13 protein-coding genes are annotated in these 11,119 nt (G+C 55.7%); 7 read left to right on the top strand and 6 right to left on the bottom strand.

All coding sequences use genetic code 11. The annotated features are described in order from the left end of the window. Nucleotides 1–66: 66 nt before the first annotated feature. Both hslO and KHU33_RS18285 read right to left on the bottom strand, forming a co-directional pair. Complete coding sequence (gene hslO, locus KHU33_RS18290) at nucleotides 67–1,029, bottom strand: Hsp33 family molecular chaperone HslO (RefSeq protein WP_230414375.1); 963 nt, start codon at nucleotides 1,027–1,029, stop codon at nucleotides 67–69. Between the two features lie 26 nt (nucleotides 1,030–1,055). After that, entirely contained in the window at nucleotides 1,056–1,580 is a 525-nt protein-coding gene (locus tag KHU33_RS18285; RefSeq protein ID WP_211465524.1) for a gamma carbonic anhydrase family protein, read from the bottom strand. A gap of 88 nt (nucleotides 1,581–1,668) precedes the next feature. On the opposite strand from KHU33_RS18285, the gene KHU33_RS18280 reads away from it, so the two are divergent. Further along, a complete protein-coding gene (locus KHU33_RS18280; RefSeq protein WP_211465522.1) occupies nucleotides 1,669–2,496 on the top strand; it encodes a ferritin-like domain-containing protein in 828 nt (275 codons plus the stop codon). Nucleotides 2,497–2,660: 164 nt separating this feature from the next. Here KHU33_RS18280 and KHU33_RS18275 read toward each other — a convergent pair whose 3' ends face one another. From KHU33_RS18275 to KHU33_RS18260, 4 genes are read right to left on the bottom strand one after another with little or no spacing between them, the layout of a single operon-like run. Next, nucleotides 2,661–3,209: an RDD family protein gene (locus KHU33_RS18275; protein ID WP_211465520.1), complete on the bottom strand. Its 549-nt coding sequence runs from the start codon at nucleotides 3,207–3,209 to the stop codon at nucleotides 2,661–2,663. A 5-nt stretch (nucleotides 3,210–3,214) separates the two neighbouring features. Further along, nucleotides 3,215–3,910: a DUF3106 domain-containing protein gene (locus tag KHU33_RS18270; protein WP_211465518.1), complete on the bottom strand. Its 696-nt coding sequence runs from the start codon at nucleotides 3,908–3,910 to the stop codon at nucleotides 3,215–3,217. Beyond that, nucleotides 3,907–4,314, bottom strand: a complete 408-nt coding sequence (locus KHU33_RS18265; protein ID WP_211465516.1) for a DUF3619 family protein — start codon at nucleotides 4,312–4,314, stop codon at nucleotides 3,907–3,909. The genes KHU33_RS18270 and KHU33_RS18265 overlap by 4 nt, the downstream gene beginning before the upstream one ends. Continuing rightward, nucleotides 4,311–4,880 carry an RNA polymerase sigma factor gene (locus KHU33_RS18260; protein WP_092413402.1) on the bottom strand — a complete coding sequence of 190 codons (570 nt, stop codon included), beginning with the start codon at nucleotides 4,878–4,880 and terminating at the stop codon, nucleotides 4,311–4,313. The genes KHU33_RS18265 and KHU33_RS18260 overlap by 4 nt, the downstream gene beginning before the upstream one ends. A gap of 618 nt (nucleotides 4,881–5,498) precedes the next feature. Between KHU33_RS18260 and KHU33_RS18255 the strand changes: the two genes are divergently transcribed. The 6 genes from KHU33_RS18255 to KHU33_RS18230 all read left to right on the top strand — a co-directional run bounded on the left by KHU33_RS18255 (nucleotide 5,499) and on the right by KHU33_RS18230 (nucleotide 11,022). After that, nucleotides 5,499–7,226: an acetolactate synthase 3 catalytic subunit gene (locus tag KHU33_RS18255; RefSeq protein WP_211465514.1), complete on the top strand. Its 1,728-nt coding sequence runs from the start codon at nucleotides 5,499–5,501 to the stop codon at nucleotides 7,224–7,226. Between the two features lie 2 nt (nucleotides 7,227–7,228). Beyond that, nucleotides 7,229–7,720 carry an acetolactate synthase small subunit gene (gene ilvN / locus KHU33_RS18250; protein ID WP_014005248.1) on the top strand — a complete coding sequence of 164 codons (492 nt, stop codon included), beginning with the start codon at nucleotides 7,229–7,231 and terminating at the stop codon, nucleotides 7,718–7,720. A gap of 69 nt (nucleotides 7,721–7,789) precedes the next feature. Further along, nucleotides 7,790–8,806 carry a ketol-acid reductoisomerase gene (gene ilvC / locus KHU33_RS18245; RefSeq protein ID WP_211465512.1) on the top strand — a complete coding sequence of 339 codons (1,017 nt, stop codon included), beginning with the start codon at nucleotides 7,790–7,792 and terminating at the stop codon, nucleotides 8,804–8,806. Between the two features lie 153 nt (nucleotides 8,807–8,959). Further along, on the top strand, nucleotides 8,960–9,910 hold the full coding sequence (locus KHU33_RS18240; protein ID WP_211465510.1) for an ion transporter: 951 nt from the start codon (nucleotides 8,960–8,962) through the stop codon (nucleotides 9,908–9,910). 165 nt (nucleotides 9,911–10,075) lie between these two features. Then, nucleotides 10,076–10,834 carry an SIMPL domain-containing protein gene (locus tag KHU33_RS18235; protein ID WP_211465509.1) on the top strand — a complete coding sequence of 253 codons (759 nt, stop codon included), beginning with the start codon at nucleotides 10,076–10,078 and terminating at the stop codon, nucleotides 10,832–10,834. Beyond that, the gene (locus tag KHU33_RS18230) at nucleotides 10,831–11,022 is read left to right on the top strand and encodes a hypothetical protein (protein ID WP_211465507.1); all 192 of its coding nucleotides are present in this window, start codon (nucleotides 10,831–10,833) and stop codon (nucleotides 11,020–11,022) included. The genes KHU33_RS18235 and KHU33_RS18230 overlap by 4 nt, the downstream gene beginning before the upstream one ends. Nucleotides 11,023–11,119 lie beyond the last annotated feature (97 nt).

The raw sequence follows: 11,119 nt of genomic DNA, 5'->3' as shown, positions 1-11,119 counted from the left end.
CACTGATATTTTTTGGTTTGCAGGACGGCCGCCTGCTTGCCGCCCCGCCTGATCCTGATATCTACCTTAGTGCTTGCTGTTGCCGGCAGGGAGCAACGCTTCAGCTGGTGCAGCGCTGGCAAACAGATGCGCGCAATCGACTTTGTCGAATTCATAATGCTGACCGCAGAAATCGCAATCCACCGCCAGCTTGCCCAGATCGGCAAGCGCTTCTTCGATCTCGGGCTGGCCCAGCATTTTCAACATGTTGCCGACTTTCTCGCGTGAACAATTGCATTGAAAGCTGGGCTGCTGCGGTTCGAAAACACGGATGTTTTCTTCCCAGAACAGACGGCGCAACAGCGTCTGTATATCGGTAGACAGCATTTCTTCGGAGTGCAGGGTGCCGCCCAGCGCGAGGAAGCGATTCCATGTTTCCAGCTCATCGTTGAGCGGCACATCGATGCCGCCGTGAGTCGGCAACTTCTGCAACAGCAAACCGCGTGCAACTTTGTCGTCGGCTGCCAGCCACAGCTTGGTGTCCAGCTGTTCCGAGCGCAGCATGTAGTTTTCGATGACGGTGGCGATATTCTCGCCATCCAGCGGCACGATGCCTTGGTAAGCTTGCTGGCCCGGCATCTTGTCCTGCGGGTCGAGCGTGATTGCAAAACGTCCCTGGCCATTCAGATTGACCAGCTGCGACATGGTCGCATCGGCGTCGATCACAGCATCGGGCGCCAGCTTGGCGGTGGCGCGCATCTGCAGCTGCGAATCGCATTCGACCACCAGCAGCCGGATCGGGCCGTCGCCGTGAATCTGCATGACGATGACGCCGTTGAATTTCAGATTGGCAGTCAACAGTGCCGCTGCCGCCATCATTTCCCCCAGCAAGGTCTTGACCGGTGTCGGGTAATGGCGATGCGCCAGCACTTGCTGCCAGGTGCTGGACAGCTCCACCAGTTCGCCGCGTACGGCAGCGTTTTCAACCATGAATTTTTGCAGTGAATCGCCGTGCATATCGCCGATGTCCATCATCTTTGTTACGTCCATATTTTTATCCGCTTATGTGTTGCTCGTTACCCGATTTTCTTCAGGCTGGTTTTGTATTCTTGCCCACGTTCCATGTAATGCGCGGCGTTGCCCGCCAGCGCCGCAACATCTTGTTCGCTCAGGGTACGCACCGCTTTCGCGGGTGAACCGATAATCAGCGAGTTGTCCGGGAACTCCTTGCCTTCGGTGACCAGCGCGCCGGCGCCGACCAGGCAATTCTTGCCGATTTTGGCGCCGTTCAAAATCACCGCTTGGATTCCGATCAAAGCGCCGTCGCCAATCGTGCATCCATGCAGCATCGCCTGATGGCCGACGGTGACGTTCTTGCCTATCGTCAGCGGAAAACCCATATCGGTGTGCAGCGTGCTGCTTTCCTGCACATTGCTGCCTTCGCCGACCGTAATCAACTCATTATCGCCGCGGATGGTCACCCCAAACCAGATACTGGCGTCAGCTTCGACCTTGACCTTGCCGATCAGATTGGCGGACGGCGCAATATACGCTGAAGGGGCGATGTCGGGGGCATGTTCGCCCAATTGGTAGATGGCCATAAATCTCCGTAAAATACTGGTTGGCAATGTATTCAGATATGTCCATAGTGCGATTTTTCAACCGTAGCGCCATTTTACCGCTGTCAACATGAACAATCCCCCCGATTCGCAGCCAAAGATTGAATTACGCGCCGCCGCCTTGCGCTGGCTATGCGAGGCTGATGTTGCGGCCAAGGTGGCCGGAGTCGAGGCGCTGGCGGCAGCCTGGGAGAATGTCGCCATGACGCTGGATAAGCAGTGCACGCTTAGTGCAAGCGCCTGCATACCGGGGCGCCCGCTGCAACCATTGCTGGTTCCTCCGCATGAAGTAAAGCATCGCTCCATGGCTACCCTGGAGGGGCGCGCCGCCATGATTCACGCGCTGGCGCACATCGAATTCAACGCCATCAACCTGGCGCTGGACGCGATCTGGCGCTTCAGCGGCATGCCGCAGGATTACTATGCCGACTGGCTGCGCGTCGCCAAAGAGGAAGCTTATCACTTTAGTCTGCTGGCAAAACACTTGCAGACACTGGGCTTTGCCTACGGCGATTTTTCGGCGCATAACAGCTTGTGGGAGCTGACCGAGAAAACCAGCCATGACATTCTGGCCAGGATGGCGCTGGTGCCGCGCTTGATGGAAGCGCGCGGCCTGGACGCATCGCCACGCACCCGCGCCAAGCTGGCGCAGGCCGGCGATGAGGAGGCGGCGGCGATCATAGACATTATCTTGCGCGACGAGATAGGCCATGTGGCGATCGGCAACCGTTGGTATGGCTGGCTTTGTCAGGCACACCAGCTGGAGCCGTTGGCAACCTTTGCTGCGCTGGCCGCTCAATATAAAGCGCCGGTGCTGCGCGGGCCATTTAATCTGGAAGCAAGAAGAGCGGCTGGATTTTCCGAGCAAGAGCTGCTGATGTTGCAAGCGGCTGAGTAGAAATATCCGGTTGCGATCTGCTGTTCCAGGCATAACACCCATTTTTAAGAAACGTTATAGCCTCAGTTGCTGTTTTTATATGGCAAATTTATTATTGTATTGTTAATTTGTATTTTTGCTGCCGCCTTGGGCGGCTCATAGATAATGAAGCCCCATAAGCACTGCTAGTGATACCACTTGCGTTTGCCGGCGGGTTTGACGATTTCCGCCATATTCACCAGCTTGGTGCCGGCGATGCGGTCATGCAGGAATTGGCGCTGGGGATCGAGGTAAATGGTCATGGCCCAGAGCACGAAATTCGCAGCTGGAATCAAAACCAGCATCCAGGTATGCGCGCCCAGCGCCCAGGCCAGCGCCAGCCCAGGCAGGAACCAGCACCAGCTGAGCAGGAAACGGATAGCCGCACGACCGGCTTTGACCGCGCTGCCATCTTGGTTGACTAGCTGGATGCGCCAGGTTTTCATGGCCAGCGTTTGTCCGCCATGGCTCCAGCACCAGACAAAATACAAAGTCAAGACGAGGAACAGCCAGGCTTGCTGCCCGTGACGCAGATACAGTGCGTTGCGTTGCTGCAGCAAGGTGGAAAAAATCCATCCTGAAATAAACAGGATGCCAAACAACAACCTGGATTCATACATGATGCTGCCGAAACGACGTTTCAGCGATGGCGTTTGTTGTTGCTTGCTTAGCTGGGCTGCCGCGACAGGGTTCAAGATGCTTATTTTGTGGTTGGCGCCAGCACTGGAGGCGTCGCCGGCGTCGGTGCAACCACCGCAGTCTGTTCCTGGGCCGCAGGCGGCGCCAGATTGATTGGCGCTGCGGGTTTGGATTTAGTGAGCGTGGTCGGCGGCATGGTGGTTACCCGTTTGTGCTTCGGCGTGGCTTGTTCGGCCAGCTCTTTCTTTTGCTGTTCCGACAATTGCTGATACTGCTGCCAACGCAAGGCTCTTTGCTCGGTATCGAGCTTATTGGCGCGGGCATAATTTTCACGTGCGATACGGCGCTGTTCGGGGGTCAATGTCACCCAGCCGCGCATTCTGGCTTGTATTCTTTCCTGCTCGGCGGGCGTCATGCTGGCGTAGCGGCCACTGATTTCCAGCCACTTCTTCCTGGCGGCCGGCTTCAGCTTATTCCAGTCGGAGGCCAGAGGTTCCAGAACATGCTGCTGAACCGCGCTCAATTGATTCCAGTCAGGAGCCGCACTGTCCACCACTTTGATCATTTTAGGCTGATTACCCGGTGTTTCCTTGACTGCGGCTGCCTGGGTCGGCGTAACCGGACCGAGCACTGCGAACGCTGCACCAGCCGTCACCAGCAGTGCACACGCGGCAGCGATCAACCGCTTGCTGCGGCTGTTCAGCATGCTTGCGGATGGCTTGCTCTCAGCCGGATTGGAGGAGGAAATCGGCGTCATTGGTCTTGCTGCTGGGCGAGGTAGGCGCTGAAACCGCGATCCAGGTAGGCCGATGGCGGCAATTCGTCCGAGAGCACGGCAGCGTCAATGTCAGCGGTAGCGGCGATCCGATGTTGCTGTTCATATTGATACAGGCCGGACAGCAGCACCAGGCCGGCCAGAATCGGCGCGGCAACGCCGATCCGCGTCAGCCAGGACAGGCGGTCGCCGAAGAAACTGCCGGCGTGGCCCGCCAGTACCCCTTGATGCGCCAGCACACGGGTTGGCGCATCTTTTTTCTTGCGCGCCATTGCCGCCTTGCGGGCAGCAGCCAGGCGGTCGGCGGTAGGGGCTGGCAAATTGTCCAGGTTTTCATTGAGTGCGTGCCGCACCTTGAAAGCGAAATTGATTTCTTTACTGTTCATAAACTGATTCCTTTGGCCTTAAGCGATAGCGCCAGGGTGTGCGTCGCGCGAGAGCAGTGCGTCTTTACGCTGCCTTCCGAGCATCCCATTGCGGCCGCGGTCTCGGCAACATCCATGTCCTCCCAATAACGCATCAGGAAGGCTTCCCGTTGACGCGCCGGCAGTTTCTGTACTTCCTCATCGATCATGTTAAGAATTTGCTCACGTTCCAGCTTGTTGGCGCTGGATTCTGTCGCTTGCGAATCTTCATCCGACTCGAAGGTTTCCAGGACGTCGTAATCCTCGTCATTGGCATTGTTATGCCCCATGCTGGAAAACAGGCTGACCCAGGTGTTGCGCACTTTTTCTCTGCGGAAATAGTCGTGGATGGTGTTCTGCAGGATGCGCTGGAACAGCATCGGCAGCTCGGCTGCGGGTTTGTCGCCGTATTTTTCCGCCAGTTTGATCATGGCGTCTTGAACGATGTCCAAGGCCGACTCGTCTTTACGCACGGCGTACACCGCCTGTTTGAAAGCCCGGCGTTCTACGTTTTCAAGGAAATCGGAAAGTTCTTTATCTGTGGCCATGCTTCGCGGCGGATTGGGTCATGCTAATTACTGCTGTTTCAAGATTCTGCTATGCAGCCGGAATACAGCCACGCCCGGGGTCGGACCCCCGATGTTGACTCGTTTACGCCAGCCGCCTTTGGCCTGTGCCCGAAAATTACAGTTCGCCTTACCTTCATAAACAATGGCTTACGATTAATTTCCAGACTGGCCGAATCCTAGCAAAAAAGGCAGGGCTTGTGGGCAAATCTACAGCAAAAGACACGATTTAACTCAGATTCGATGTAATTTGGCTTGACCGGAATGAAACTACGCATTATGGTAGCTATCCACTTCAGAACCCTGATGTGCAAGCCTTTTCGCTGACGACTCAAGATGTTGCTCAACGGACAGGCATGCTTCACATTTGTAAGCTGTTTGCTCCAACCCGTGCCACAAGCGCGAGAAACAGGCGGCGGTGTATGCAGAATTTTCGGCCGAACGAGTAGCGTTTAGCGCCATTTTGAATCGTATCTACGGCTACGCAACGGAATGACGTGATCGCACAAAAAAGGGACGCCGTGGCACTGATACGCTGCGCCATTTCGTCAGGAAAGAGCATCCGATCAATTTCCAATGGACCTTGAAAGGATCTAGTAAATGAACAAAGATACAAACTTGCCCGTTACCGGCGCGGAAATTCTCGTGCGCTGTCTGGCGGAAGAGGGGGTCGAACATGTGTTCGGCTATCCCGGTGGCGCAGTACTGTATATCTACGACGCCATTTTCCAGCAAGAAAAATTCCAGCATATCCTGGTACGTCATGAGCAAGCTGCGATTCACGCAGCCGATGCCTATTCCCGCAGTTCGAATAAAGTCGGCGTGGCTATCGTCACGTCCGGCCCGGGCGTCACCAATGCGGTGACCGGCCTGGCCACGGCCTATATGGACTCGATCCCGATGGTGGTGATTTCGGGTCAGGTGCCGTCTTATGCGATCGGCGAAGATGCGTTCCAGGAGTGCGACACGGTTGGTATCACGCGCCCGTGCGTCAAGCACAATTTCCTGGTCAAGGATGTCAAGGATTTGGCGTCGACCATGAAGAAAGCGTTCTTTATCGCCAGTACCGGCCGGCCCGGCCCGGTGCTGGTGGATATCCCTAAAGACATCACCATGCACCGCCACGTTTTCGACTATCCGAAGGAAGTCGAAATGCGTTCCTACAAGCCGGTCGACAAAGGTCATTCCGGCCAGATTCGCAAAGCGGTGCAATTGCTGCTGACAGCCGAACGGCCGATGATTTATGCCGGCGGCGGCGTGATCCTGGCGAATGCCTCGCCCGAACTGAACAAGCTGGTGGATCGCCTTGGTTACCCATGCACCACCACCCTGATGGGCCTGGGCGGCTATAAGGCATCGAGTGACAAGTACGTCGGCATGCCCGGCATGCACGGCACCTACGAAGCCAATATGGCGATGCAGAACAGCGACGTGCTGATTGCCATCGGCGCCCGCTTTGACGATCGCGTGATCGGCAATCCCAAGCATTTCACCTCGACTTCGCGCAAGATCATCCATATCGATATCGACCCGTCGTCGATTTCGAAACGCGTCAAGGTCGATATCCCTATCGTCGGCAACGTCAAGGATGTGCTGCAAGAATTGCTGGCGCAACTGGACGCATCCGAAACCCGGCAAAATACGCCGGCCTTGTCCAACTGGTGGAAGCAGATCAACGAGTGGCGCGCACGCGATTGCCTCAAGTTTACCGATTCGGCTGAAGTGATCAAACCGCAATCCGTGATTCAAAAAGTGTGGAAAATCACCGACGGCGACGCCTTCATTACTTCCGACGTCGGCCAGCATCAGATGTGGGCGGCCCAGTACTACGGCTTCGACAAGCCGCGCCGCTGGATCAATTCCGGCGGTCTTGGCACCATGGGTGTCGGCTTGCCGTATGCGATGGGCGTGCAGATGGCCAACCCGGGTTCGACCGTGGCTTGCATCACCGGCGAAGCATCGATCCAGATGTGTATCCAGGAGCTGGCCACCTGCAAGCAATATCACCTGACGCCGAAGATCATTCTGCTCAACAACCGCTTCCTCGGCATGGTCCGGCAATGGCAGCAGATCGATTACGGTTCGCGCTATTCCGAATCGTATATGGATTCGCTGCCGGACTTCACCAAGCTGGCTGAGTCGTTCGGCCACGTCGGCATGAAGATCGAGAAGCCGGGCGACGTCGACGGTGCACTGAAAGAGGCGTTCGGCATGAAGGATCGCCTGGTATTCATGAATTTCATAACGGATCAAACCGAAAACGTCTGGCCTATGGTCAAGGCGGGCAAGGGCTTGACTGAAATGCTGCTCGGTTCGGAGGATCTGTAATCATGCGACATATCGTTTCTGTATTGCTGGAAAATGAAGCGGGCGCCTTGTCGCGCGTGGTCGGTCTGTTTTCCGCCCGCGGCTACAATATCGAGACATTGACGGTCGCACCGACCGAAGATGCCACCTTGTCACGCATGACCATCGTGACAAGCGGTTCGGATGACGTGATCGAACAGATCACCAAGCACCTGAACCGTCTGATTGAAGTCGTCAAAGTGGTCGACCTGACCGAAGGCGCACATATCGAACGCGAGCTGATGCTGATCAAGGTGCGCGCGGTCGGCAAGGAGCGCGAAGAAATGAAGCGCACCGCGGATATTTTCCGCGGCCGCATCATTGACGTCACCGACAAGTCCTATACCCTGGAACTGACAGGCAACAAGGGCAAGCTGGACGCGTTTATCGATTCGATCGATCGTGCAGCGATTCTGGAAACCGTCCGTACCGGCGGTTCTGGCATCGGTCGCGGCGAACGCATTCTCAAAGTTTAAGCAAACAACAAGACAGCGCGCTGAAATGTTCAGCGTTCATTACACCAAATTACATATATAGGATTAAAAATGAAAGTTTTCTACGACAAAGACAGCGACCTCTCCCTGATCAAAGGCAAGAATGTTGCCATCATCGGTTACGGTTCCCAAGGCCATGCTCATGCGCAAAACCTGAACGATTCCGGCGTCAAGGTGACAGTCGGCCTGCGCAAGGGCGGCGCATCGTGGGACAAGGCAAAGAACGCCGGCCTGAACGTGGCTGAAGTCAACGACGCAGTGAAAGCCGCTGACGTCATCATGATCTTGCTGCCGGATGAAAATATCGCCCAGGTTTATGCAGAAAACGTTGCACCGTTCGCCAAGCAAGGCGCGACGCTGGCGTTTGCCCACGGCTTCAACGTGCACTATGGCCAGGTCGTGCCACGCGCTGACCTCGACGTCATCATGATCGCGCCAAAAGCGCCAGGCCACACCGTCCGTGCGACCTACACCCAAGGCGGCGGCGTGCCGCATCTGATCGCCGTTTATCAAGACAAGTCCGGCAGCGCCCGCGAAATCGCCTTGTCCTATGCAACCGCCAATGGCGGCGGCCGTGCCGGCATCATCGAAACCAACTTCCGCGAAGAAACCGAAACCGACTTGTTCGGGGAACAAGCCGTGTTGTGCGGCGGTGCAGTCGAGCTGATCAAAGCCGGTTTTGAAACTCTGGTTGAAGCTGGTTACGCGCCGGAAATGGCTTACTTCGAGTGCTTGCACGAACTGAAGCTGATCGTTGACCTGATCTATGAAGGCGGCATCGCCAACATGAACTACTCGATCTCCAACAATGCCGAATACGGCGAGTATGTCACCGGCCCGCGGATCGTTACCGAAGACACCAAGAACGCCATGCGTCAATGCCTGAAAGACATCCAGACCGGCGAATATGCGAAGAGCTTCATCCTGGAAAACAAGGCTGGCGCACCAACCCTGATTTCCCGTCGTCGCATCACAGCAGAGCATCAAATCGAGCAAGTTGGCGAGCAACTGCGCGCGATGATGCCTTGGATCAAAAAGAACAAGATGGTCGACCAATCGAAGAACTAATCAGAAGTCGATTAGCTTTGATGAAAGGAGGACGGCGATGCCGTCCTTTTTTTTTTGTCTGTGCAAAAGCAGAAGCAATTGACCTGTAATCCCACATTGTTTAGATTGTGACATCCATGCAATCGTGGCGGCGTTCTTCATTCATTAGGCAATATGGCAACTCATACAATCGGCAGTAAATTCGGCAAACCGGATCGCGGCTGGCGGGAGCGTTTGTACACGACGATTTTCGAAGCCGATACCGCCGCCGGACGCCGCTTTGATACTGCCTTGCTGATCATCATCCTGCTCAGCGTGGCGACCGTGATTATCGATAGCGTCGGCGCCGTGCGTTCGCGCGATTTCCTGGTGTTGAACGCCCTTGAGTGGCTGTTCACGGCCTTGTTCACTATCGAGTACGTGGTCCGCCTGTTGTGCGTCAAGCGGCCCTTGCGTTACGCCTTGAGCCTGTTCGGCATCATCGATCTGTTATCGATCTTGCCGACCTACCTGGCGATTCTGCTGCCGGAATTCCATTTCCTGATCGACGTTCGTCTGCTGCGCATGTTGCGCGTATTCCGCGTGCTGAAGCTGCCGCGCTATTTCGACGAGTCGCAGATCTTGTGGCAGGCGCTGCGTAACAGCCGCCACAAGATCATGGTGTTTCTCGGCGTGGTGCTGATCATGAGCGTGATCCTGGGCACCATCATGTACGTGATCGAAGGACCGGAAAACGGTTTCACCAGTATTCCGGTCGGCATGTATTGGTCCATCGTGACGCTCACCACCACCGGCTATGGCGACATCCATCCGAAAACGCCGCTGGGCCAGCTGATGACTTCCTGCGCCATGTTGCTGGGTTACGGCATCATCGCCTTGCCGACCGGGATCGTTGGCGTCGAACTGGCGATGACCATGATGAAAGCTACTCCGACCACCCGCACTTGCAGCCATTGCCTGACCGAAGGACATGAAGCCGATTCCTTGTTTTGTAAACACTGCGGCGAGAAACTGGAATCCTATCAATACGATGCGGCGATTGCCGGCGCGGAGCCGTCCAACAACTTGGCGGAGTTCAAAGGCCGCATGGGACGCAATGTGCACCGAGGGCCGCCAAAAAAATAAGACTGGAGCGGACGTTGCGGAGGGTTTTGTAATCTTGCGCTTGATGCTAACTACAGGCAATATTGTCAGCGAACTAATTTGACAGAATACAATCGAAGGCTGGTCTGTCATTAATTGTCTTGGGGCGCACTTCCGGTAGCGCTCCATTTTTTCTTGGAGAAGAATATGTCGCGATCACGCAAATTGATGTTGTCGTCACTGTTGGCTGCAACCGGTTTCGCAGCGCAAGCCGTACCGGTGCCTACCAGCGGTACTCTGGTGGTGGTGCCGGCCTACGGCGAAGTCAAGCATGCCAACGATCAGGTAAGGATTACTTTCAACGTTGAAGAGCAGGATAAAGACAAGGCGGCGGCAGCTTCCCGCGTCAATCTGAAGATGAAACAGGGCACCGATATCCTGAAGCGCCAGGATCCGCAAGCGATCTTGCAGACGCGCGGTTATTACACCTATCCGGTATATCCGGAAGATCAGCCGCAACCGCGCGGCAATGCCAACAAACCGCGTCAGCCAACCGGCTGGCGCGTCGGCCAGTATCTGGATGCAACCACCACCAATCTGAACAATCTGCCGAAAACCGTTGCTGCAGTACAAAGCATCCTGGGCCTCAACGGTTTGCATTTTGGCTTGAGCGACGCCGCCAGCAAAAAACTGGATGACCAGCGAATCGCCGCCACCTATCAGAACCTGACCGAGCGGATCGCTTCCATTGCCCATGCAATGGGGCGCAATGCGTCCGACGCCGTACTCGACACCATAGATTTTGAAGGTTCCGGCAACTATGCCCAGGAATCTTCGGCGGCGCCGAAAGCGATGATGATGCGGGCCGCCTCCATGAATGACGCCGCTCCCGTGGAAGAGCCTAGTTTCGAGCCGGGCGAAACTACCTTGAACATGCGTGTGGTTGGTAAAGTCCGCTTCAAATGAGCCGCCTGGCCATCTTTGGTCTGACCCTGGGCATGGCATTGGTGCTGGCCGGCTGCAAGCCGTCGCCGCCAACGCCGCAAATCTTCAAAACCCAGACCGATGCGCTGGACAAGGCAAAAGGGGTCGAGCAACAGTTGCAACAAGCCCGGGACAAGGCTAGAGAAGCCGAAGAAGAACAGCAGAAATGAAGGGAAGCTGAGGTGCCCGCCTTAGCTTCCTTTTTAGAATTGTTATTATGTTGAAAATATTGTTCTGACTACATTTATCCCGGCCAATAAAATCGAG

This window comes from Collimonas silvisoli (genome assembly GCF_018305005.1).
Lineage (GTDB): Bacteria > Pseudomonadota > Gammaproteobacteria > Burkholderiales > Burkholderiaceae_D > Collimonas > Collimonas silvisoli.
The sequence above is the reverse complement of the archived record's forward strand: the minus strand, read 5'-3'. Positions and strand labels throughout refer to the sequence as shown.

What these genes read in the sequence shown, in the direction of transcription:
- KHU33_RS18270 (WP_211465518.1), bottom strand. Translation starts at nt 3,910, where the DNA reads ATGACGCCGATTTCCTCCTCCAATCCGGCTGAGAGCAAGCCATCCGCA.
- ilvN (WP_014005248.1), top strand. Translation starts at nt 7,229, where the DNA reads ATGCGACATATCGTTTCTGTATTGCTGGAAAATGAAGCGGGCGCCTTG.
- KHU33_RS18285 (WP_211465524.1), bottom strand. Translation starts at nt 1,580, where the DNA reads ATGGCCATCTACCAATTGGGCGAACATGCCCCCGACATCGCCCCTTCA.
- KHU33_RS18235 (WP_211465509.1), top strand. Translation starts at nt 10,076, where the DNA reads ATGTCGCGATCACGCAAATTGATGTTGTCGTCACTGTTGGCTGCAACC.
- KHU33_RS18255 (WP_211465514.1), top strand. Translation starts at nt 5,499, where the DNA reads ATGAACAAAGATACAAACTTGCCCGTTACCGGCGCGGAAATTCTCGTG.
- KHU33_RS18230 (WP_211465507.1), top strand. Translation starts at nt 10,831, where the DNA reads ATGAGCCGCCTGGCCATCTTTGGTCTGACCCTGGGCATGGCATTGGTG.
- KHU33_RS18260 (WP_092413402.1), bottom strand. Translation starts at nt 4,880, where the DNA reads ATGGCCACAGATAAAGAACTTTCCGATTTCCTTGAAAACGTAGAACGC.
- KHU33_RS18240 (WP_211465510.1), top strand. Translation starts at nt 8,960, where the DNA reads ATGGCAACTCATACAATCGGCAGTAAATTCGGCAAACCGGATCGCGGC.
- KHU33_RS18280 (WP_211465522.1), top strand. Translation starts at nt 1,669, where the DNA reads ATGAACAATCCCCCCGATTCGCAGCCAAAGATTGAATTACGCGCCGCC.
- ilvC (WP_211465512.1), top strand. Translation starts at nt 7,790, where the DNA reads ATGAAAGTTTTCTACGACAAAGACAGCGACCTCTCCCTGATCAAAGGC.
- hslO (WP_230414375.1), bottom strand. Translation starts at nt 1,029, where the DNA reads ATGGACGTAACAAAGATGATGGACATCGGCGATATGCACGGCGATTCA.
- KHU33_RS18265 (WP_211465516.1), bottom strand. Translation starts at nt 4,314, where the DNA reads ATGAACAGTAAAGAAATCAATTTCGCTTTCAAGGTGCGGCACGCACTC.